Annotated in this window: 20 protein-coding genes; 14 read left to right on the forward strand and 6 right to left on the reverse strand. The window is 73.2% G+C overall.

Features of this window, described 5'->3' with window-relative positions; genetic code table 11:
• Positions 1-220: 220 nt before the first annotated feature.
• The 9 genes from ACNQOV_RS14425 to ACNQOV_RS14465 all read left to right on the forward strand — a co-directional run bounded on the left by ACNQOV_RS14425 (position 221) and on the right by ACNQOV_RS14465 (position 9,894).
• Positions 221-1,096 carry a universal stress protein gene (locus ACNQOV_RS14425; RefSeq protein ID WP_022908652.1) on the forward strand — a complete coding sequence of 292 codons (876 nt, stop codon included), beginning with the start codon at positions 221-223 and terminating at the stop codon, positions 1,094-1,096.
• Positions 1,096-1,953: a universal stress protein gene (locus ACNQOV_RS14430; RefSeq protein WP_416395326.1), complete on the forward strand. Its 858-nt coding sequence runs from the start codon at positions 1,096-1,098 to the stop codon at positions 1,951-1,953. Before ACNQOV_RS14425 ends, ACNQOV_RS14430 begins: the two co-directional genes overlap by 1 nt.
• Positions 1,911-4,508, forward strand: a complete 2,598-nt coding sequence (locus ACNQOV_RS14435; RefSeq protein WP_416395328.1) for a cation-translocating P-type ATPase — start codon at positions 1,911-1,913, stop codon at positions 4,506-4,508. The genes ACNQOV_RS14430 and ACNQOV_RS14435 overlap by 43 nt, the downstream gene beginning before the upstream one ends.
• Positions 4,509-4,576: 68 nt before the next feature.
• Complete coding sequence (locus ACNQOV_RS14440; protein WP_416395330.1) at positions 4,577-6,289, forward strand: GAF domain-containing protein; 1,713 nt, start codon at positions 4,577-4,579, stop codon at positions 6,287-6,289.
• Positions 6,286-6,927, forward strand: coding sequence for a response regulator (locus tag ACNQOV_RS14445; protein ID WP_416395332.1), 642 nt, complete (start codon positions 6,286-6,288; stop codon positions 6,925-6,927). Before ACNQOV_RS14440 ends, ACNQOV_RS14445 begins: the two co-directional genes overlap by 4 nt.
• Before the next feature lie 91 nt (positions 6,928-7,018).
• Positions 7,019-7,723, forward strand: a complete 705-nt coding sequence (locus tag ACNQOV_RS14450) for a hypothetical protein (protein ID WP_416395334.1) — start codon at positions 7,019-7,021, stop codon at positions 7,721-7,723.
• A 65-nt stretch (positions 7,724-7,788) separates the two neighbouring features.
• Positions 7,789-8,853: an alcohol dehydrogenase AdhP gene (adhP, locus tag ACNQOV_RS14455; RefSeq protein ID WP_416395336.1), complete on the forward strand. Its 1,065-nt coding sequence runs from the start codon at positions 7,789-7,791 to the stop codon at positions 8,851-8,853.
• Positions 8,854-8,965: 112 nt separating this feature from the next.
• The gene (locus tag ACNQOV_RS14460; RefSeq protein ID WP_402262634.1) at positions 8,966-9,400 is read left to right on the forward strand and encodes a pyridoxamine 5'-phosphate oxidase family protein; all 435 of its coding nucleotides are present in this window, start codon (positions 8,966-8,968) and stop codon (positions 9,398-9,400) included.
• Positions 9,397-9,894, forward strand: a complete 498-nt coding sequence (locus ACNQOV_RS14465; RefSeq protein WP_402262631.1) for a BON domain-containing protein — start codon at positions 9,397-9,399, stop codon at positions 9,892-9,894. The genes ACNQOV_RS14460 and ACNQOV_RS14465 overlap by 4 nt, the downstream gene beginning before the upstream one ends.
• Positions 9,895-9,900: 6 nt before the next feature.
• On the opposite strand, the gene ACNQOV_RS14470 is transcribed toward ACNQOV_RS14465, so the two are convergent.
• Positions 9,901-10,743 carry a universal stress protein gene (locus ACNQOV_RS14470; protein WP_416395338.1) on the reverse strand — a complete coding sequence of 281 codons (843 nt, stop codon included), beginning with the start codon at positions 10,741-10,743 and terminating at the stop codon, positions 9,901-9,903.
• A gap of 179 nt (positions 10,744-10,922) precedes the next feature.
• On the opposite strand from ACNQOV_RS14470, the gene ACNQOV_RS14475 reads away from it, so the two are divergent.
• Both ACNQOV_RS14475 and ACNQOV_RS14480 read left to right on the forward strand, forming a co-directional pair.
• Positions 10,923-11,591 (forward strand): BON domain-containing protein, encoded by a 669-nt coding sequence (locus ACNQOV_RS14475; protein ID WP_416395340.1) that lies wholly within the window; start codon positions 10,923-10,925, stop codon positions 11,589-11,591.
• Positions 11,592-11,892: 301 nt separating this feature from the next.
• On the forward strand, positions 11,893-12,723 hold the full coding sequence (locus ACNQOV_RS14480; protein WP_416395342.1) for a universal stress protein: 831 nt from the start codon (positions 11,893-11,895) through the stop codon (positions 12,721-12,723).
• Here the strand turns inward: ACNQOV_RS14480 and ACNQOV_RS14485 are convergent.
• Together ACNQOV_RS14485 and ACNQOV_RS14490 are read right to left on the reverse strand one after the other, a co-directional pair.
• Positions 12,698-14,575 (reverse strand): heavy metal translocating P-type ATPase, encoded by a 1,878-nt coding sequence (locus ACNQOV_RS14485; RefSeq protein ID WP_416395344.1) that lies wholly within the window; start codon positions 14,573-14,575, stop codon positions 12,698-12,700. The genes ACNQOV_RS14480 and ACNQOV_RS14485 overlap by 26 nt on opposite strands.
• Before the next feature lie 416 nt (positions 14,576-14,991).
• Complete coding sequence (locus ACNQOV_RS14490; RefSeq protein ID WP_416395346.1) at positions 14,992-15,444, reverse strand: DUF805 domain-containing protein; 453 nt, start codon at positions 15,442-15,444, stop codon at positions 14,992-14,994.
• Between the two features lie 899 nt (positions 15,445-16,343).
• On the opposite strand from ACNQOV_RS14490, the gene ACNQOV_RS14495 reads away from it, so the two are divergent.
• The 3 genes from ACNQOV_RS14495 (at position 16,344) to ACNQOV_RS14505 (ending at position 18,352) form a co-directional block, all read left to right on the forward strand.
• Positions 16,344-16,748: a PLDc N-terminal domain-containing protein gene (locus ACNQOV_RS14495; RefSeq protein WP_416395350.1), complete on the forward strand. Its 405-nt coding sequence runs from the start codon at positions 16,344-16,346 to the stop codon at positions 16,746-16,748.
• Between the two features lie 384 nt (positions 16,749-17,132).
• Positions 17,133-17,345 carry a hypothetical protein gene (locus ACNQOV_RS14500; RefSeq protein WP_416395352.1) on the forward strand — a complete coding sequence of 71 codons (213 nt, stop codon included), beginning with the start codon at positions 17,133-17,135 and terminating at the stop codon, positions 17,343-17,345.
• 134 nt (positions 17,346-17,479) lie between these two features.
• Positions 17,480-18,352, forward strand: coding sequence for a universal stress protein (locus tag ACNQOV_RS14505; RefSeq protein WP_416395354.1), 873 nt, complete (start codon positions 17,480-17,482; stop codon positions 18,350-18,352).
• Between the two features lie 330 nt (positions 18,353-18,682).
• Here the strand turns inward: ACNQOV_RS14505 and ACNQOV_RS14510 are convergent, their stop codons facing one another.
• The 3 genes from ACNQOV_RS14510 to ACNQOV_RS14520 form a co-directional block, all read right to left on the reverse strand.
• Entirely contained in the window at positions 18,683-19,858 is a 1,176-nt protein-coding gene (locus ACNQOV_RS14510; protein WP_402262607.1) for a flagellar hook protein FlgE, read from the reverse strand.
• A 52-nt stretch (positions 19,859-19,910) separates the two neighbouring features.
• The gene (locus tag ACNQOV_RS14515; RefSeq protein WP_402262604.1) at positions 19,911-20,345 is read right to left on the reverse strand and encodes a flagellar hook assembly protein FlgD; all 435 of its coding nucleotides are present in this window, start codon (positions 20,343-20,345) and stop codon (positions 19,911-19,913) included.
• A 40-nt stretch (positions 20,346-20,385) separates the two neighbouring features.
• Positions 20,386-21,234 (reverse strand): flagellar hook-length control protein FliK (locus tag ACNQOV_RS14520; protein ID WP_416395356.1); only part of this gene is annotated, 849 nt, incomplete at its 5' end.

Consider the following 21,234-nt stretch of genomic DNA (forward strand, 5'->3'; position numbering starts at 1 on the left):
GATGCGCGTGGTCATGGTCTGCCTGCTCTCCCGGCGTCGTTCCGACGCCGTCCGGACCACCCTGCGCGCACGACCGCCGTCCGGGCAGTGGCGTTGGTCCCTCGCCGGGGCGGGACCTTCGGCCCTGCCCCACGACCGTCCGGTCGCCGTACCGTCCGGGAGACCGAAGCGGTGCGAGCCGCCGGCGACGCACCCGGCGTCAGCCGCGGAAGGAGCGATCATGACCGCCTACACCGTCGCGATCGACGACAGCGTCGCCGGCTGGAAGACCGTCGACTGGACCGTCGAGGCCGTCGACCCGGCAGCCGACGTCGTGCGACTGCTGACCGTCAGCGAGGTCTACGGCGAAGCACTGACGCGCTCGGAACACCGTCTCGAGGCCGCGGAACAGCGGCTGCGGAACGCGCATCCCGGGCTCGCGATCACGCACGACGTCACGGGTGGACCGACCGCCGATCGACTCGTTGCGGACGCGGCGCTCGGAGACGTCCTCGTGATCGGTGCGCGGCAGGTGCACACCATCGCCGCGACGATCAGGGGGCGCGTCGCGGAACGGGTCGTGGCGCACGCCACCACACCGGTCGTGGCGGTCCCCGAGCAGTGGGAGCGCAGCGACGGACCGATCGTCGTCGGAGTCGACGCACGGTCTGCCGCCGCCGCCCTCGCCTGGGCCGCCGACGCTGCCGACCGACGCGGCCGAGACCTCGCCCTGGTGCGGGCATGGGCGGTCCCGACCGCCATGGCACCGTACGCGAACATCTACCTCGAGGAGGACCGCGTGCTCTGGTCCAACGAGGCCGACATCGAGCTCCGTGCGGCGCTGCGGGCGGTCGGCGAGGCACACCCCGCCCTCCGCGTGGACGGAGCGTCGGTCGAGGGTCAGCCGCGCGACGTGGTGCTGCAGTCGTCCCGCGGCGCGTCGCTCGTGGTCGTCGGCCGGCGACACCGGACCGCCCTCGGAGGCTTCCTGGCCGGGTCCGTGGGCGAGCGGCTCATGCACCACGGACACGCTCCGGTGTGCATCGTGCCCCAGCCGCGACGGGCGGTTCGGGACGAGGACCGAGCCGACGAACCCGCGCACGCCGGGGCCCGGTGATGCGCGACGGCACCGTCGTCGGGGCCGAGCGCATCGTCGTCGGTGTCGACGACGACGCGAGTGACCGAGCGGTCGACTGGGTCGCGATGCGCCGGGTCGTCCCCGGCAGCCACATCGAGGTCGTCACGGTGACGAACGGCTGGGGCGGCGACGTGGCCGCGCTCGACCGACGTCTGCACCGGGCGGCCGAGCGGCTCACGGGAGCACACCCGCGCGTCGAGGTCACGACGGCGACGCTCTTCGGGGCGCCGGACCGCGTCCTGGTCGAGACCGCGGCGAAGGCCGACCTGCTCGTCATCGGCTCCCGCCGCCAGCACCGCGTCCGCACGGCGCTCGACGGCTGGATGCCGGAGCGTGTCCCGACACTGTCGACGGTCCCGACGGTCGTCGTCCCCGAGGACTGGCGGCCCACGCACGGTGACGTCCTGCTCGGCGTCGACGACGCGAGCGGCGACGCGGCGCTCCGGTTCGCCGGGGCGCAGGCCGTCCGGGACCACCGACGGCTGACCCTCGTCCGTGCCTGGAAGGCCCCGGTGGGCGCCCGGGTCGGAGCCCTCAGCGTCCTCGAGGACCCGGAGTCGATCCGGGAGCACGCCCACGGCGTCCTCGTCGACGCCGAGCGCCTGCTCCACATCCGGTTCCCCGGGCTCCGCCACCGCGCCCTCCTCGAGGAGGGCGATCCCCCGGACGTCCTCAGGCGGCACGCGGCGGACGCCTCGGTGGTCGTCCTGGGCCGACAGCACCGCTCGGTGATCGGCGGGCTCTTCTTCGGGTCCACCGCACACGAGCTCATCGCCGCGTCGCGGACCCCGGTGTGCGTCGCACCGCTCAGGACACCGCACCCGGACGGGCGATGACGTCGTCGCCCGTCGTCGCCGGTGCGGCGCATGCGCCCGGACTCAGCACGGACGAGGCCGCCCGGCGTCTCGGCACGGACGGACCGAACGTCGTCGCGTCGTCGTCCCCGAAGCTGTGGCGGATCGTCGGGGTCCAGTTCCGCAACGTCGTGCTCGTCCTGCTGCTCGTCACGGCGGGCGTCTCGGGCGTGCTCGGGCAGGTCCAGGACGCCGTCGTCATCCTCCTCGTCCTCTCGCTGAGCGTCGGGCTGGGTGCCTGGAACGAGTACCGGTCGGCACTCGTCTCCTCGGCGATGGGCGATCGACTCCGGCACACCACCCGGGTGCTCCGCGACGGGATCTGGACCACCGCCGACGTCCGGTCGGTCGTCGTCGGCGACCTCGCGCGCCTCGGCGTCGGGTCGATCGTCCCCGCCGACTGCGTCGTCGTCCACGCCACGGACCTGTGGTGCGACGAGAGCGTCCTCACCGGCGAGTCACGGCCGGTCCCGCGGAGCGTGGGCGACCACGTGCTGCAGGGGGCGGTCGTCGTCGCCGGCTCCGCCGAGGCCCAGGTGCGCGCGACCGGGGCCCGGACCGAGTTCGGCGGGATCGCGGCAGGGCTCCGGACCCGTGCACCGGAGACGTCGTTCCAGGCGGGCCTCGCCCGGTTCTCCGTCCTCCTCGTCTGGATCGCGGTCGCGCTGATGCTGCTCATCGTCGTGTCCGGCATCGCGTTCTCGCGCCCCTTGCTCACCACCGTCCTGTTCGCCCTCGCGATCGCGGTCGGCGTGACGCCGCAGCTCCTGCCCGCGGTGGTGAGCACCGCGTTGGCGGCCGGCGCACGCAGGCTCGAACACGCGGACGTCCTGGTGAAGCGGCTCGTGTGCGTCGAGGACCTCGGTGGCGTCGACGTCCTCGTGACGGACAAGACCGGAACACTTACGTCGGGCGGCCTCCGGTTCCGGAGCGCGATCGGGGCGGACGGACGACCGGACGGCCGGGTGCTCGCAGCCGCGCGGGCGACCGTGCCGGACGACGTCGCCGTCGCGGGCACGGTCGGAGCGTCCGTGGCCGACGTCCTCGACCGCGAGGTGCTCGCGGCAGCGCACCAGGCCGGGACCGCTCCGGTGGACGTCGTCGCGACGCTGCCCTTCGACCACGAACGCATGCGGTCCTCCGCACTCGTCCACAGGGCCGACGGCACGCAGACGGTCGTCGTCAAGGGCGCCCCCGACGTGGTCGTGCCGCGGTGCGGCGACGTCCCGAGCACCGCGTCGGCCGTCCTCGACCGGCTCCGGGCCGAGGGGCATCGCGTGCTCGCCGTGGCGACGGTCGACGTCGACGACGATGCGCGGACCGCCGACCCGGACACGGCGGGAGGCACGCTCGCCCTGCTCGGCTTCGTCGTGTTCGAGGACCCGCCCCGCCCCGGGGTCGCCGCCGCCGTCGCGGCGCTCGAGCGGCTCGGTGTCCGGATCGTCGTGGTGACCGGCGACGACCCCGTGGTCGCCGAACAACTCGCTCGGAGCGTCGGCATCACCGTCGGCGCCCCGCTGCTCGGCTCGGCGCTCGGGGCCGCTGCTCCGTCTGGGACGGGCGGGACGTCCGCACGATCCGGAGCGGACGCCGAGCTGGCACGACGCGTGCTCGGCGCCGGCGTCGTCGCACGCGTGCGCCCCGCCGACAAGGCCGTCGTGGTCCGCGCACTGCGGGCGTCCGGCCGGACGGTCGCGTTCCTCGGCGACGGCGTGAACGACGCCCTCGCCCTGCACGCCGCCGACGTCGGCATCTCGGTGGTCACGGCGACCGACGTGGCGCGTGACGCCGCAGACGTCGTGCTCCTCGACAAGGACCTCGCGGCGGTCGTGACCGCGGTGCGGACCGGTCGTCGTGTGTTCGCGAACACCCTCAAGTACGTGATGATGGGCACCTCGTCGAACATCGGGAACATGCTCAGCGCCGCCGTCGCCGCGAGCTTCCTCCCGTTCCTGCCGATGCTGCCGGCGCAGGTCCTCCTGAACAACCTGGTCTACGACCTCGGCCAGTTGACGATCCCCACCGACCGGGTCGACCCCGAACGGCTCGCCGCCCCGTCCCGGTGGGACGTCGGCGCCGTCCGGCGGTTCATGCTCACGTTCGGGCCGGTGAGTTCGCTGTTCGACTTCGTCACCTTCGCGGTGCTGTTGGGCGTGGTGCATGCCGGACCGGCCGAGTTCCGCACGGTCTGGTTCGTGGAGTCGCTCATCACCCAATCGTTGGTGGTGTTCGTGATCAGGACGAACCGGATGCCGTCCTGGCGGAGTCGCCCCGGGCCCTGGCTCACGGCCGGGGCACTCGGCTCGGCGCTGGTCGCGGTCGCGATCCCGCTGAGTCCCCTGGGACCCGTCGTCGGGTTCGCACCGCTCACGTGGCCGCTGCTCGCGACGATCGGCGTCATCGCCGTCGCGTACCTGGTCCTCGCCGAGACGCTGAAGGCGCTCCTGTTCCGTTTCGTGTTCCGGGAGCCGTCGACCACGCACCACGCCGTCCACCACCTTCGTCGCGCCGCCGCGCGGTTCGGACCGTCGCGGTGACCCGCCTTGCCGCACGCCGTCGTCGGAGTAGATTCGGCCCGGACGCTGGAGGGAAGGGGTGGCCGACGATGCCCGACGAACTCGCGTTCCCCGACGGCCCCCGGTCCAGCCTCGAACGCACCATCGAGGAGCTCGTCGACCGTGCCCAGGCAGTCCTCAGCACGCAGGGCCGGCTCCGAGCCCTGCTCGCCGCCAACCGACGGATCGTGGAACACCTCGACCTCGAGGACACGCTCCGGTCGGTCGTCCACGCCGCCGTGGAGCTCGTCGGGGCCCGGTACGGGGCCCTGGGGGTGATGGCCCCGGACGGCACGGCCCTCGAACGGTTCATCCACGTCGGCATGGACGCCGACCTGGTCGCCCGCATCGGCCACCCACCGCACGGGGAGGGTCTCCTCGGGGCGGTCGTGCACGAGCAGGCCGCGATCCGCATCGACTCGATCGGCGCGGACGCGCGTTCCACCGGTTTCCCCGACGGCCATCCACCGATGGAGGGGTTCCTCGGCGTCCCGGTCCGCGTTCGCGACACCGTCTACGGCAACCTCTACCTCGCGAACCCGTCACGCGGGCGGTTCACCGAAGAGGACGAGGAGCTCGTGCAGGCGCTGGCCGCGACGGCCGGCGTCGCGATCGACAACGCACGGCTCTTCGACGAGGTACGGCAGCGTGAGCGATGGACGACGGCCGCGGCCGAGGTGTCGGCCGCACTGGTCGGCGACGAGACCCTCGAGGACGTGCTGACGCTCATCGCCGATCGGGTGATCGCGTTCGTCGACGCCGTCCTCGTCGGGGTCGTCGAACCACGGAGCGATCCGGACACCATCCACGTCGCCGTCGCCGTCGGCAGCCGGGCGGAAGGCGTCCAGGGCCGGGAGTACCGCGCCGAGGGATCGCTCGCCGGACGTGCGATGGCGTCGGGCTCCGTGATCGCCGACCAGACCGGCACGGACCTCCCGGACTACGACTGGGCGCCCCCGCTCGGTCCGACGCTGGCGATCCCGTTGCGGGACGCCAGCACACCACTGGGCGCGCTCATCATCTCCCGCGGACCAGGAGCTCGGCCGTTCTCCCCGAGCGAGACCGAGATGGCGGACGAGTTCGGGCGGCAGACGAGCGTGGCGCTGGCGGTCGCCCGGGGACGGACGGACCGTCGGCTCGTCGAACGCGCCGAGGACCGCGGCCGGATCGCCCGGGACCTGCACGACCACGTGATCCAACGGCTCTTCGCAGCGGGTCTGTCCCTGCAGGCGACGGCCCAGCGCGCACCCGAGCAGGTCCGCGACCGCATCGACGCACAGGTGACCATCATCGACGAGGCGATCGGCGAGATCCGCACCGCCGTGTTCGCGCTCGAGTCCCCGGACCGCCACCGACCCCGGACCGCGCGCGACCGACTGCTCGACGTCGTCGCCGAACTCGGGCCGGCGTTCAGCACCGCGCCCCGGATCGCGTTCGTCGGCCCGGTCGACACCGTGCTCTCGGGTGACCTGGCGCTCGACGTCACGGCGGTCGTCCGCGAGTCGCTCGCGAACGTCGCCCGGCACGCACCGGAGGCGAGCTGCCGGATCGAGGTCTCGGTCGACGACGAAGTCGTCCTCGTCCTCGTCGAGGACGACGGCCCCGGGCCCGGCTCCGGCGACCGCGGCCGACGGAGCGGGACGGCGAACCTCGCAGCCCGAGCTCGGCTGCGTGGAGGCACCTACCGCCTCGACGGCTGTCCCGAGGGTGGGACGCGCGTGCGATGGACGGTCCCGATCGATCCCGGGACGGCACAGCCATGACGACACGGGTGTTCCTCGTCGACGACCACGAGATCGTGCGGCGCGGCGTCGCCGACCTCATCGACGCCGAACCCGACCTCGCGGTGGTGGGCGAGGCCGCAACGGTCCGTGACACCGTCGGACGGGTCGCCGCGACCCTCCCGGACGTGGTCGTCATGGACGTCCGACTCCCGGACGGCAGCGGCATCGATGCGTGCCGATCGGTCCGGTCCGCCTTCCCGGACATCGCCTGCCTCATGCTGACCGCGTACGACGACGACCGTGCGATGCAGGCAGCGATCCTCGCCGGGGCCGCCGGCTACGTCGTGAAGGACATCCGTGGACAGACGCTGGTCGAGGACATCCGACGCGTCGCCGCAGGACGGCGGCTCCTGCCCGCCGCGACCGTGCCGTCGACCGTCGAGCGGCTGACCGACGGCGTCCGCGACGACGTGCCCGAGCTCACCCTCCGCGAGCGACAGGTCCTCGAACTCATCGCGGGTGGACTCACGAACCGCCAAATCGGCGACCGTCTGGGCCTGGCCGAGAAGACCGTGAAGAACTACGTGTCCGGCCTGCTCGCGAAACTCGGTCTGGAGCGCCGGACGCAGGCCGCGGTCTACGGCGCCGACCACGGGGTCCGCGACCGCCGTCGCTGACGCCGACACCGCGGGACCATCGGCCCTGTCGAGTCACTGGCGCGCCGAGGAGTCTGGGCAACCTCGCCGACCGTCCGAGGGGACCCGTCCCATGACCACGACGCTGGACCGTACCGCACACAGCAGGGCGCCCGTCACCCCCGAGGGCACGAGCACGGCGCTGCCGCACACGCCCGGTGCCGCGCCCCACGACGGGCGGCGCTCCGACTCCCACACGACATGGTCGTCCCTCGGCACCTCCGGGCGGGCTCGACTGCTCGCAGCGTGCAGCGGGATCGCGCTGCAGGGCACCAGCCCGTCCCCTCCAGGACCGGACGGTGCGGACTGCCGGTCGGCCGCCGAACAGGACGGCACCGACGTGGCGTCGCGGTGCGATCGAGTCCTGCGCGACGTCGCCGTGTCCGCAGCCGCGCTGCCGATCGACGACGCCGTCGACCCGAGGTCCCGTACCGAACTCGTCGTCGACGTCGACTTCCCCCTCGAGCGGGCGGCGCTGCACCTCGCCGCCGCGCTGATCGACGGCGAGTCCGTGCTGTTCGGGCTCTCCGGCGAAGTCACGGCGGGCACGCTCCGCTACGTCCGCGCCGTGGCAGGACTCCTGCCCGAGGGAGTCCTGCAGGTCAGTCGGGGCGACCGGCTGGTCGCGGGCGGTACCGACCGCGTGGTGTGGCTCTCCCCCGGATGCGTCACGGACCGATCGCCGACGATCAGCGCCCTCGCGGCGGTGGTGCGGACGTGGGGCGTCGTCGACGGGACCTCCGACCCTGCCCGTCCTCCGGCTGCTCCGACATCGTGAGCGTGCGGGCGTCAACCGGACGAGGGACAGGTGGTCCCACCCCGCACCCACCGGAAAGGCCGACCATGCAGGCAGCAGTCGTCCACGCACTCGGGCAGCCCCTCGTCGTCGAGGAACGCCCGCTCCCGGATCCGGGCCCCGGCCAGGTCCTCGTCCGCATCGAGGCCTCGGGGCTCTGCCACACCGACATCCACGCGGCACACGGCGACTGGCCGGTCCGCCCGACCCCGCCGTTCGTCCCCGGGCACGAGGGGGTGGGCATCATCGAGGCCGTCGGCCCCGACGTCACCGTGCGTCGCGTCGGCGATCGCGTCGCGCTCCCCTGGCTCGGGCACGCCTGCGGAGCCTGCCGCTACTGCGTGGACGGACGGGAGACGCTCTGCGAGCAGCAGCAGAACACCGGGTACTCGATCGACGGCGCGTTCGCCCAGTTCGCGGTCGCCGACGCACGGTACGCCGTACCGGTACCGAACGGGGTCGACCCGTGGGACGCCGCGCCGCTCACCTGCGCCGGTGTGACCACATACAAGGCCCTCAAGGTCGCGCACGTCGTACCGGCCGAGACCGTGGCGGTGTTCGGCGTCGGTGGGCTGGGACACCTCGCGGTGCAGTACGCGCGGGTCTTCGGCGCCGAGGTCATCGCGGTGGACATCGAACCGGAGAAACTCCGGCTCGCGCGGGAGCTCGGCGCCGACCACACGGTCGACGGGTCGTCCGGCGACGCCGCGGCGCAGGTCCAGGAGCTCGGCGGAGCGGACGTGGCGGTCGTCCTGGCTGCGTCGGCCGAGGTGTTCGAGCAGGCCTTCGCATCGCTGAAGCGCGGCGGCCGCCTGGTGTGCGTGGCGCTGCCGGCCGACGGGACGATGGTCATCCCGATCTTCGACACCGTCCTCAAGGGCATCTCGATCATCGGGTCGATCGTCGGGACGCGGCAGGACCTCGCCGAGGTGTTCGCGCTGCACGCCGCCGGCAGGACCCGCGTCGTGTCGGTCCGCCGTGCGCTCGCCGACGTGAACGCCGCGATGGCGGACGTCCTCGCGGGCCGTGTGCCGGCGCGCGTCGTGTTCGAACTGCCGACCGTCGAGCGCGAGTCGCTCGTGGTCGGGCCGGACGAACGGGTCGGGCGATGACCGCCGCCGTGCTCGGCACAGCCGACCGTTCCCTCGGCCCCGAGGAGTGCTGGGCGCTCCTCGAGATCGTCCCGGAGTGCGCTCAGCGTCCGATGCGACCGGCGGTGGCGGCATGACCATGCCGACCGCCCCCACGCCACCGCCGGACCCGGTGCCGGACGACGACCTCGTCGTCCGGTTGGATGCCGACCAGTGCTGGGAACGCCTCCACCGCTCTCGCACTGCACGCGTCGCGTTCCGCACCGAGGACTCGATCGAGGTGATCCCGGTCAACTACGTCGCCGAGGACCGACAGCTGGTGTTCGCCACCTCGAGCACCGTGATCCTCGACGCCGTGCACGCCGGCCGCGAGATCGCGATGGAGGCCGACGAACACGACGGCTGGACCGCGTGGAGCGTCGTCGCGAAGGGGACGGCCCACCTTCCGGACACCCGGAACGTCACCGCGCAGCGGCTGCGGTCGATGCTCGCCACGCCCAAGCGTGCGACGGTCGTGCTGGCACCGAGCTCGATCACGGGACGCCTGTTCGACCAGGCCGCGCCGTGACCGGCGCCGGTCGGGACCGCGACCGCATCGACACCCCGGTCGGTCCACCCGTCGTACCGGCCGCCGTACGCGACCGGGTCCTCGGCGCGTGGGCGGCGGAGCGTTCGCTCGACGCCAGCTCCCTCGACGCCGCGCTCCGGGACGGGCGCCTCGTCCTCAGCGGCGACGTCGGGTGCCACAGTGATCGGGTGACTGCCCTCGCCCTGGCCGCGCAGGCGGATCCGATGCACCGGATCGAGAACCGGATCGTCGTCCGAGCCTACGCGTGCGACCCCGAGGAGACCGACGCCGACGTCCGGACCCGCGTCGCGCACGCCGTCGCCCTCGTCGCGCCGAGCACCGCGGTGTCCGTCGACGTCCTGGACCACGTCGTGACCATCAGCGGCTCCGTCGTGACCGACGCGGAACGACGCGCGGTGCACGCGGCCGCCGCGCGGTGCGGTGGCGTGCACTTCGTCGTCGACCACCTGTCGGCCGACCCGATCACCAGCTGATCCCGATCACCCCTGCCGGGTGGGCACGACGCAGAGTGCGGTCGTGGACTCCGCCATCAGGTCCTGTGCCACCGATCCCAGGACCTCGCCGCCGAGGGTCGACCGGTGCCGACGCCCGACGACGACCAGCCCGTGGTGTTCCGCCGCCGCCGAGATCGTGCCTCCGGAGGCGCCGCGGAGCAGCGCGGTCCGCACCGTCAGGCCCGGCCACGTCGCCGCGATCCGCGACTCGGCATCCTCGACCACAGCCCGCGCGGCCGCTCGCTCGACGATCGGGGACTCCGTGTCGGCCGCGACCACCGGCGGGCCGATCGGCGCGGACTCCCGCCACGCGTGGACCACGACGAGCGACGCGCCGTGCCGAGCCGCCTCGGAGGCCGCGAAGTCCACGACCTCGGGAGCAGTGTCCGTGTCCACGGCGAGCACGACGTCGGCATCGAGCTGTCCGCTCGGCCAGTCGTCGGGCACGATCACCGTCGGGACGGTCGACGCCCCGGCGATCCGGTCGGGCAGGAGCCCGGTGAGCGCGGACTGCAGACGTCGTCGGCGATGACTGCCGACGACGAGGAGGTCGTCCGGCCGCGCGGCGTCGACGAGGGCGTCGACGATCGACGCCGGCGGTGCGCTGAGCTCCACCTGGGTCCCCGGCGCGGACTGCAGCACGAGGGAGCGCCCCGCCACGAGTCGGTGGTGGGTCCACCCTTCCTCGGGTTCGAGCGGATCGACCGCGCGGAGGATGCGGACGCGGCAGGCATGTCGGGCGGCGCGCTCGGCGACCCACCGGAGCGCCGTCCAGCTCGCCTCGGTGTCGTCCAGGCCGATCGTGATCCGTTCGACGTCCTCGTGCATCATCCGCTCCGTCCGCTCCGTCGGGCGGTCGCCCGTCGTCGTGACGCTACGTCCGCCACAGCGCGGCGGCGAGAGCCGAAGGTCCCTGCTCCGGACACACCGACGAACGAGCAGCCGACAGGCCGACGGTGGGACGAAGGACCCTCGCGCTCGTCGGCTCGCAGTCGGATCGTGATCGCATGACAGACCACAGCCTGCACCACCGTCCGGACGACGACGTCAAGGCCGACGTCGAAGAGGAACTCGACTGGACGCCGGGGGTCGATGCCGCCGGGGTCGGCGTCGCGGTCGAGGACGGCGTCGTCACCCTCACCGGGCAGGTCGGCTCCCACACCGAGCGCGTGCAGGCGGCGCGCGCCGTGCTGCGCGTCACCGGTGTCCGCGGCCTCGCCGAGGAGCTCGACGTCCGCGGTCCGAGCGTCCACACCGACGCGGACATCGCCTCCGCCGTCCGCGCCGCGCTCGACGCCGATGCCTCCGTGCCGTCGGACACGATCGACGTCCAGGTCCGGGACCGCATCGTGACCCTCTCCGGCTCGACGCACTGGTACTTCCAGCGGCTCGCCGCGGTGCGCGACGCCGAGCGCGTGGGCGGTGCACAGTTCGTCCTCGACCGGCTCGAACTGTCGCCCCGCCCGAGCGCACCGGACACCGCGGAGCGGATCCGTGCGGCGTTCATCCGCAACGCCGCACTCGACGCCGACCGGATCGGCGTCGCCGTCGCCGGCACGACGGTCACGCTCACCGGGACCGCACGCTCCTGGGCCGAGCGCCGCCAGGCGGAGATCGCCGCCTGGCGGTCGCCACACGTCACGGCGGTCGAGGACCACGTCGCCGTCGACGCGTGACCGCACCGCACCGACCGCGCGGTGGACCGCGGGACCGCGGGACGGGAGGCGCGGGTCGGGCTCGACCCGCGCCTCCCGACCCGCGGTCCCCACGTCTTCTGCACCGCAGATCGCGTCCGGTCGGTCCCCGCTCCGGGGCCGGACACGGCACCGCACCAGGGTCCTCCGCCCCGGGACGATGACCTCGCGTGGGACGTTCGACCCTCGTCGGACGCCGCCGGCACGGTTAGCGTCGCCGCCGACGCTGCCCGCACGGACCACACACGGTTCCCGCGCGGGCTCGGAGGAACAGGAGGACTCCATGTCCGTTGAGCGGATCGTCGTCGGTCTCGACGCGTGCCAGGCGAGCTGGACGGCACTGCGATGGGCGGCCGAGCGCGCCGCCGACGGCCCGGCCCACATCCGGATCGTCCACGCGCTCGAACGCACCGACACCGATCAGCTCGTCGTCCGCGAGCGGCTCGCCGGGGCGGCGGCGTTCATCCGCGGCACAGCCCCGGGAGTCGTCGTCGAGACCGCGGTCGAGCGGGGCTTCGCCGCGCCGACACTCGTGGCCGCAGCAGCCGCGGCGGACCTCCTCGTCATCGGAGCGCACCGGAGCCACACGATCCGTTCCGCCCTGACCGGGTCCCTGCCCCAGCGCGTCGCGACGTCGGCGGCGGTGCCCACCGTCGTCGTCCCGGACGACTGGTCGTCCGGCAGCGGCCCGATCATCGTCGGCGTCGATGCGGACACGTCCGAGGCCGCGCTCGCGTTCGGACTGCACGAGGCCCGACACACCGGCCGCCCGCTGCGACTGGTGCACGCCTGGCGCGTGACGGTACCGGTCGCGGCGCGTCCGATCGCCCTGCTCGAGGACGCCTCGAGCGCCGACGAGCAGTCCGCGCGCCTCGTGCTCGACGCGGCCGAACGGCACGCCGCGATCCGGGAGCCGTCCGTCCCCGTCCGTGCCACCCTCTGGGAAGGCGACGCGGGCGACGCCCTCGCGAACGCGGGGGCGGACGCGTCCATGGTGGTCGTCGGCCGCCGGCACCGGACCACGCTCGGTGGTGCGTTGCTCGGGTCCGTCGCGCGGGAGACGATGCACCGGTCACGGACGCCGGTCGTCATCGTTCCGGTACCGCGATCCTGACCGGAGCACCGCCACCGGCAGTGCTCGTCGGGCCGGCGGTGGCCCGGAGCGACGCGACGATCGTGACGACGTCGACGACCTCCTGCAGCAGCGCGCCGACCACGGCGGGCACGACACCCGTCGATGCGACGAGCATCAGGCCGACCGACGCGCCCATACCGATCCAGATGCTCTGCCGTGCGATCCGGACGGTGTCGCGGCCGATGCGGAGCGCGACGGCCACCCGTTCGACCGACTCCACCAGGACGACGGCGTCGGCGGTGTCGCTCGCGGCCGACGCACCCCGGGCGCCCATCGCGACGCCGACGTCGGCGACGGCGAGCACCGGCGCGTCGTTGACCCCGTCGCCGATCATCAGGACGGGCCGCCGGGTGAGCGCCCGGACCGCGGAGACCTTGTCGCCCGGACGGCACTCGGCTCGGAGCACGGCGACGCCGACCTCCGCCGCCGCCGCCTCGGCGGTCGACTGCGCATCGCCCGTGAGCATGACGACGTCCGCGATCCCCTGTGCGCGGATGGCCTCGACCGTCGCCCGGGCCTCAGGACGCACCGGGTCGCCCAACACCAGGGCGCCGGAAGGGCGTCCGTCGACGAGCACGTAGGACACCACACGACCGCCGGCGACGACGAGTGGCTCGGACTCCGGTGCACGTCGCCGAGCGAACGCCAGCGTCCCGACCGCGACCTCGTGCCCGTCGACCCGGGCCGCGACACCGTCCGACTCGGACTCGACGGCGTCCGTGGCACCGCACAACGCGATGCCCTCGGTGCGCGCTGCCGCCACGATCGACGCCGCGAGCGTGTGCGACGAGTACTGCTCCGCGCTGGCGGCGAGCTGCAGGAGCCGCACACGATCCGGACCGTCCGGGGTGGTCACGACGCGGTCCACCGTCGGACGACCGAGGGTGAGGGTGCCGGTCTTGTCGAACACGACGGTCTCGACCGCTGCGAGCCGTTCCAGCACCGATGCGTCCTTCACCACCACGTCGGCCCGCGCGGCGCGCCCGATGCCGCCGAGGAACGCCACCGGTGCCGCGATCAGCATCGGACAAGGGGTGGCGAGCACCAGGACCTCGGCGAACCGTCGTGGATCCCCGGCGACCCACCAGGAAACGGCACCGAGGACGACGGCGAAGGCCGTGAACCACGGCGCGTACCGGTCGGCGAGTCGGACCATCGGCGACCGCGACGACATCGCCCCGGAGACGAGCGCGACGATCTGCTGGTACTCGCTCGCATCCGCCGTCCGATCCGCCCGCAGCAGGACCGCTGCGGTGCCGTTGACGGCACCGCTCGGCACCGACGATCCGGCGGACACCCCCACCGGCACGCTCTCCCCGGTCAGTCTCGACTCGTCGAACGTCGCCGTGTCGGTCACCAGCAGACCGTCGACGGGCACGACCTCGTACGGACGCACGACCAGGACGTCCCCGACCGCCACCTCGGCGACGGGGACGTCCACGACGGCACCGTCGACACTCCGGTGCGCGGTCTTCGGGGCGTCGGAGAGCAGCCGGGACAGCGCACTCGTTGCTCGTCGCTGCGCGTGGGCCTCGAGCGCCTCGCCCCCGACGAGCATGAGCACGACGACGAACGCGGCCAGCCACTCGCCGACCGCGACGGTGGCGACGATCGCCGTCACGGCCAGCAGGTCGACACCGAAGCGTCCGTGCACCATCTCGCGGACCATCGACACGGCCGCCAGGAGCGCGGCGGCGAGGGCCGTCGTGGTCAGCAGCGGCGGGACGATCCCGGGCGCGCCCGACCAGGCCGCGACGAGCGCCACGATGCCCACCGCGCACACGACGACGAGGCGTGTGCGGACGAGCGTTCCCTGCGAGGACCCTGCCACGGAGCCTCCGACGCTCGAGCGACGACGCCGGTCGGCGCCGTCTCGACCTTCGACGGTCCCCGGCACCGTGACCAGTGCCGAAGGTCCCGCGTCCGTCGACGACGAACGGCGCGCAGGGCGCGCAGGGCGCGCAGGGCGCGCATCGACACGCTCCGCGTGGGTGGGGCGGCGCGGTGCGGACGCGCACCGCGCCTCCCGACCCACGTGACCACGGTCAGCGCGTGTGGTCGCCGGTTCGGGTGGCCACGGCCGGTGTGGCGGAGGGCGCGTCAACGGTCACACCGCGTCGCCGAGCGCCATCGGATCGATTCCGCACGGCTGCCCGACCCCGCGCGAAGGGGACACGAACGGGGCGGGTCGACACACCGTCGTGACTCCCCGCCCCGACGCAGACGCCTCGGGTCCGTCTGCGTGCCTCAGTGTCCGGCCGGGCGATCGTGGACCGGAAGGGTCGAAGGTCCCACGGCAGTGCTCGGGTCTCCGGAGCGCTCCGGACCGTTCGGTACACCGGGTTCACAGAGCCGGACGACGAGCACGACGAACCCGACGACGGGCAGGAGCAACCAGAAGACGTTCTGCCAACGGTGCCCGGCATCGCGCAGTCGTCGAACGGTGACGGCGAGGGTCGGCACGAACACCACGACCGACCACACCCCGGACAGCGCCGAACCCACCATCACCGTACCCGCGGGTGTCACGACGTTCGCGGCACCGAGTGCGGTGCCCACGACAGTGCTGAACAGGATGAACCACCAGAACTCGGGCCGGGTCGCGCGACCGCGGAAGTCGGCAGCCTTCCGGGCGACCGCCCGGACCGCGTCCGGAAGGTCGATGGTGGTGGGCGGGACACGCTCACCGTGCTCGGACATGTGGTTACTCCTCGGGTCGGGATGCACGACCGCTGTGGACCGGGTAGCCGGCTCCGGACGGTCGAGCGCTGACGAGCGACGGTACGCGGCCGGTCCGTCGGTGCACAGGGCCCTTCGGCCCGAGTCCCGGTGGACTGCCGGGGCAGCGGGACGTCGGCCTCTGTCGGACGCGCTCAGTCCGAGGACACCATCGGCGGATGCAGCGCGAGCCGCACCGTGACCGCCCTGCAGACCGCCCTGCAGACCGCCCTGACAGGCGCATCCCGCTCGTCCGGGACGTCCATCCACGCCGGTCAGGAGCCAGACCACGAGATCATCCCGCCGCCGAGCAGGCGGCCCGAACGAAGGACGAACAGTGGGCGACGCGATGACCACAGACCATCCGCCCGACGACGAGCCGGACATCGAGATCACCCAGCCGGCGGACATGGTGTCGTTGCTCCGAGCGGGATGACGGGCCGTGGCAGGGGCTCGTCGGGCAACGGGCGCGTCACCGACGCGTCACGCCCCGGGACCTTCGACCTTCGTCTCCGGCGCACCAGCCGAAGCACACCGCGCGATCGCCGCCCAGGCACGGACGGAGGCCGCCGAGTGCGCTCAGGAAGCAGACGGAGCCGACGACGTCGACCTCGCCGTGCCGTGGCTCATGCGCTCGTTGCTGCACCACGCCGTCGCTGCGCACGCCGCCGACATCGCTGAGATCCACGACAGGATCGCCGTGCACGCGGCCCACGTCCTGGACGTGTCCAGCGGCCGGAACGGTCAGTGAGATGGGCGGCGCGTGCGAACAGCTTCGCCCCGCCGTCCTGCCCCGACTCGGGACGTTCGCCACTGGTCCACGGTCGTGCGCGCTCGCACGATTCCATGCATCACCGAAACGCACCGATGGGAGAACGATCATGATGGTCAACTGGGACGGCGCCTGGGGCGGCGTCTGGTCCGTTCTGTGGTCCTTGTTCTGGATCGTCGCGCTCGTCGCGTACCTCTTCGCGCTCTTCGCGGTGGTGACCGACCTGTTCCGCGACCACACCTTGAACGGGTGGTGGAAGGCCGTCTGGGTCGCGTTCCTCGTCTTCGTCCCCTTCCTCACCGTGCTCGCGTACCTCGTCGCACGGGGACGTGGCATGCAGGAGCGGGCCGCTGTCCAGGCGGCGCGTGGGCCGTCGATCGTCGATCCGTCGACCGGCCCGTGGCGCGAGCCCAGCCCGGCGGAGGAGATCGGCAGGGCGAAGGCACTCCTCGACGACGGAACGATCACGCCGGCGGAGTTCGACGCACTGAAGTCCCGGGCACTCGCCACGTGATGCCCGGACCTCCGAACCTGCCGTCGACCGTTCCCGACCCCCGATGCTCGCTCCGCGAGGACGATCCCCACACCGGCCCCCACCGAGCGGCACCGTCGAACCCGGAATCGTCCGACGACGCGGCGGTGTCATCGCCACGGAGTCCGACGACTCCCTCGGCGGCCGCGCGGCGCTCCACCGAGCGGCAGTACTCGCCCGACTCCTCGACGCAGCGCTCCGCATCGGCACCAGCGCCGCGACGCGTGACGTCTGCCCCCCGTCGCGTGTCCGCACCCCGCGGAGTCTGCGCCTCGAGGAGTGGTGGACAGACCGTTCCCGCTTGCACCGCGCCGGGAAGGAGAGGACGCTGCGAACGACGGATGCCATCCGGGAAGGAGCGTCTCGATGGTTCGACACGAGTACACGGCCGGCCTGCTCGGATCTCCACAACTCGGCGCGGGACTGGCGTTGGACGATCGCGACGAGCTCACCGCGATCCAGCACACCAGGTACGGAGGCGTCTCGGTCACCGTCCTGACGGTGCACCGGACGGACCGCGACGTCCAGACGATCAGGATCCCGTCGGACGAGCACATCGAGCTCGACGACGGTCTCTGAGCCGAGGGGCCGGCCGCCGAGCGCCGGCCGCCGAGCGCCGTGACGGGACCTTCGACCCAGCCCCGGGACGACCCCCGACACTACGGTCGCTGGACGGGGCGGCGACCGCAGCGTCGTGAGTGGTGGAGGTCTGGATGACCCGGTACACGATCGCAGTGGACGACTCGCATGCGACCAAGGCGGCGGTGGCGTGGCTGGCCGAGACCGTCGACCCGAGACTCGACGTCGTCCGGGTGATCAGCGTCCCCGAACTCGTCGGGGACCTCCCGTCCACGGCCGAGCGTCGGCTCGTCGAGACGCGATCCGTCCTGCTGCGCCACCACCCGAGGTTGTCCGTGACGACGGGCCTGGTCGACGGCGGAACCGTGCGCGGGATCCTCGGCGGGGCAGCCACGGGGGACGTGCTCGTCATCGGTGGTCGCCAGCGACGACGTCTGCTCGCCTCGTTGCACGGCCGGGTCGCCGAGCGCGTGGTCGCCGGGGCGGCGACGCCCGTGATCGTCGTCCCGGAGGAACGCGTCGAACACGGCGGCCCCGTCGTCGTCGGTGTGGACAGCCGCTCCGGAGCCGGAGCACTCGCGTACGCGGGTGCGTTCGCAGCCCGCTGGCACCGCGAGCTCGTCCTCGTCCGGGCATGGCAATCGCCCTCGACGACGACCCCGTTCGGCGCCGTGTACTTCGAGGGCGACCTGTCGGCCTGGGCGCGGACGGCCGATCTGCAGCTCGCGGCAGCGCTCCACGCCGTCGACGCTGCGTACCCCGAGGTCTCCGCCCTCGGACGAGCCCGACGGGGTTCCGCCGCGCGAGTCCTGCTGCACGAGTCGGCCTCGGCATCACTGGTCGTCGTCGGTCGCCGGCACGGGAGTGCTGTGGGCGGCTTGCTCGCCGGCAGCGTCGGCGAGTCGGTCATGCACGACGCGCACGTTCCGGTGCTCGTGGTCCCGCCGACCTCGGTGTCGCCCGCTGATCCCAGCCGTCCGACGCACCTCGCACGCCGGACCGGCTGACCGGTCACGACGGACCGTCGTCCTCCGCCGCCACGGCCGGGGACCCTCCACCGTCACGCGACGGTGCGGTGACCCGCTGACGGACGGGAGGCACGGTGCGGGCCCGCCCCGCGCCTCCCGTCCGTCGCGTGGTCGCGTCGCGACCCCCGCTCCGCACCTCGCCGCACCACGCCCCGCCGCGCCGGGCCTGCCCCGCCGAACCCGCACCCGCCGCGCAACGAACGGCACCGCGAACCACGGATGCCCGTGGTTCGCGGTGCCTTCGGTTGTGCGAACGCAGTCCGCGCCGCGACCGCGCCGCGACCGCGCCGCAACGCGGCCACACCGCGCCTAGCGCTTCAGGTTCGTCAGCTCCTGCAGCACCTCGTCCGAGGTCGTGATGATGCGCGCGTTCGCCTGGAACCCGCGCTGCGCCACGATGAGGTTCGTGAACTCCTGCGACAGGTCGACGTTCGACATCTCGAGCGTTCCCGACGCGAGCTGCCCGACGCCGGGCGACCCCGGGGCGCCGACCGAGGCGTTGCCGGAGTTCGCGGTGGCCCGGTAGCCCGAGGCCCCGGTCTTCTCGAGGCCCGCCGGGTTCGCGAACGTCGCGAGGGCGATCCGGCCGATGGCGAGCGACGCGCCGTTCGAGAACGTCCCGACGACCGTGCCGTCCTTCGAGATGGAGTAGCCCTGGAGCGAGCCGGCCTCGTGGCCGTTCTGCGACGAGATCGACGCGGTGTTCAGCGACGCGAAGCCCGTGAGCTGCCGCATGTCGACCGCGATGCCCCCGACGGCGAGCGTGCCACCGGCCGTGAGCTTGCCGTCGGCGCCGAAGGTGAGCGACGTCGTCGCCTGCGTGCCCTGTCCGTCGGTCGCGGTGACGTCCCACCCGGCGGCGGTGCGCTCGTACGCGATCGACATGGTGTGCTTCGCGCCCGAGGCGTCGTAGACGGTGGCGTCGCGCGTGAGGACCTGGCCGACCGCGGTCTCGGACGGCAGGTTGCCGGTCACCCCGGCGGTGGAGGTGCGGACGGCGGGGGCGGCGGCGTCGAGCGGCAGGACGATGTCGGACAGCGCGCCGTTCTCGTTGACGACGCCGTTCGTGGCCGGGTACCCCTGCACGATCTTGCCGTCGGCGGTGACGAGCCGACCGTCGGCGTCGAAGTCGAACGCGCCGGCACGGCTGTACACGGTGTCGTTGCCGAGGCGCGTGACGAAGAAGCCGTCGCCGGAGATCATCAGGTCGGTGGCCTTGCCGGTCGCCTGGGCGGAGCCCTGCGCGAAGTTCGTGGAGACGCCGGCGACCTGGACGCCGAGACCGATCTGGGCCGGGTTCGTGCCACCGATGCCGGTCTGCGGTCCACCGGCACCCTGGGTCATCTGCGACAGGGTGTCCTGGAAGACCGTCGACGACGACTTGAAGCCGACCGTGTTGACGTTGGCGATGTTGTTGCCCGTGACGTCCAGCATCTGCTGGTGCGAACGGAGGCCGGAGATCCCGGAGTAGAGCGAGCGGAGCATGGTGCGTCCTTTCGTGGAGGTACCGAAGAAGAAGAAGAGGAGGGAGCGGGGGTCAGGGGGTCGTCTTGATGCCGGAGATCACGTCGAGGTTGACCTCCTTCCCGTTCACCGTCACGGTCGGCACACTCTGGGCGTAGGAGACCGCGGTCGCCGTCCCCGTGATCGTCGTGCCGGACGTGGCGTCGGTGTAGCTGACCTGCTTCCCGACGAGGTTGGCGGCGGCGATCCGCATCTGCAGCGAGAAGTTCTCGTTCGCCGTCGTGGTCTGGTTGGTGATCTGCTCCATCATCGCGAGCTGCGTCTGCTGGCTGATCATCTGGTTCGTGTCCATCGGCGAGGACGGGTCCTGGTTCTGCAGCTGCGTGACCAGGAGCTTCATGAACACCTCGGAGTCCATCGTCTGCGAGCGCGAGCCGGACTGGTTGGCGGCGAGGGCCGCGGCCTGCGCGGCCTGGTCCACGGTGCCGGTGATGCCGTCGATCGGCATGGTGGTTCCCTTCGGTTCTGCCGGTGCTGGAGGTCGTCGCTCAGGCGAGGACGTCGAGTCCGACGCTGCGGACGGTGGGCGTGTGGGCGGTGCCGGGTGCGCGCGGGGTGGGCCGCGCCTCCTGGCCGGGATCGAGGCGGGGGCCCGCCGGGGTGGGCCGGTCGTCCTGCCCGGACCGTGCGTCCGGGTGGTTCTGCGAGGACAGGTCGAGCGTCGTCGACAGGGCGGACCCGGCGGCGTCGCGGCGGAGGTCCGGCAGCACCTGTCGCACGGCGTCCCGACCGGCGTCCGACGCCGCGAACAGCTCGACGTGCATGCCGTGCGCGGTCACGTGCGCTCGGACGGTGACGGGGCCGAGCGCGTCGGGGGTCACCTGGACGGTCACGACGTGCTCCCCCGGCCCGGCCTGCGCGAGCGCGAACACCGGACGGCTCAGCTGCTGCTGGAGCGGCACCGGCGCGTTCGCTGTCGCGGAACCGGCCGTCGCGGCCGCCGGTGCGACCGACGCGGTGGTCGAGGCGGCCGGGACCGCGAAGGCGCCCTCACCGCCACGGGGTGCGGTGACGGACTGGAGGCGCGGATCACCCTGGTCGCGCGTCCCACCGTCCGACCCGTGGCCGCTCCGGGCATCGCCGCCCTCGGTGCCGACGGTTTGGACGGCCGTCGCCGTGGCGACGACGGGCTGGGTCGGTGCGGCGGTGTCGGTGGCACCCGGGGTCGCCTGGACCACCGGGGCGACCGGGGTGGTCGGGGTCGGGGTCGTCGAGGTCGGGGACACCGACGCCGAGGTCGTTGCGCTCGGGGTGGTCGGGGTGGTCGGGGTCGCGGGGCCGCCGGTCGTCGACGGGGCCGGTGCCGCGGCGGGCAGGGCGCTCGCCGGGCCCGCGAC

This window comes from Curtobacterium sp. LFS084 (assembly GCF_047977705.1).
GTDB lineage: Bacteria > Actinomycetota > Actinomycetes > Actinomycetales > Microbacteriaceae > Curtobacterium.

Coding starts and splice junctions, on each gene's coding strand:
- ACNQOV_RS14425 (WP_022908652.1), top strand. CDS start 221: ATGACCGCCTACACCGTCGCGATCGACGACAGCGTCGCCGGCTGGAAG.
- ACNQOV_RS14430 (WP_416395326.1), top strand. CDS start 1,096: ATGCGCGACGGCACCGTCGTCGGGGCCGAGCGCATCGTCGTCGGTGTC.
- ACNQOV_RS14440 (WP_416395330.1), top strand. CDS start 4,577: ATGCCCGACGAACTCGCGTTCCCCGACGGCCCCCGGTCCAGCCTCGAA.
- ACNQOV_RS14445 (WP_416395332.1), top strand. CDS start 6,286: ATGACGACACGGGTGTTCCTCGTCGACGACCACGAGATCGTGCGGCGC.
- ACNQOV_RS14450 (WP_416395334.1), top strand. CDS start 7,019: ATGACCACGACGCTGGACCGTACCGCACACAGCAGGGCGCCCGTCACC.
- adhP (WP_416395336.1), top strand. CDS start 7,789: ATGCAGGCAGCAGTCGTCCACGCACTCGGGCAGCCCCTCGTCGTCGAG.
- ACNQOV_RS14460 (WP_402262634.1), top strand. CDS start 8,966: ATGACCATGCCGACCGCCCCCACGCCACCGCCGGACCCGGTGCCGGAC.
- ACNQOV_RS14470 (WP_416395338.1), bottom strand. CDS start 10,743: ATGCACGAGGACGTCGAACGGATCACGATCGGCCTGGACGACACCGAG.
- ACNQOV_RS14475 (WP_416395340.1), top strand. CDS start 10,923: ATGACAGACCACAGCCTGCACCACCGTCCGGACGACGACGTCAAGGCC.
- ACNQOV_RS14480 (WP_416395342.1), top strand. CDS start 11,893: ATGTCCGTTGAGCGGATCGTCGTCGGTCTCGACGCGTGCCAGGCGAGC.
- ACNQOV_RS14490 (WP_416395346.1), bottom strand. CDS start 15,444: ATGTCCGAGCACGGTGAGCGTGTCCCGCCCACCACCATCGACCTTCCG.
- ACNQOV_RS14495 (WP_416395350.1), top strand. CDS start 16,344: ATGATGGTCAACTGGGACGGCGCCTGGGGCGGCGTCTGGTCCGTTCTG.
- ACNQOV_RS14500 (WP_416395352.1), top strand. CDS start 17,133: ATGGTTCGACACGAGTACACGGCCGGCCTGCTCGGATCTCCACAACTC.
- ACNQOV_RS14505 (WP_416395354.1), top strand. CDS start 17,480: ATGACCCGGTACACGATCGCAGTGGACGACTCGCATGCGACCAAGGCG.
- ACNQOV_RS14510 (WP_402262607.1), bottom strand. CDS start 19,858: ATGCTCCGCTCGCTCTACTCCGGGATCTCCGGCCTCCGTTCGCACCAG.
- ACNQOV_RS14515 (WP_402262604.1), bottom strand. CDS start 20,345: ATGCCGATCGACGGCATCACCGGCACCGTGGACCAGGCCGCGCAGGCC.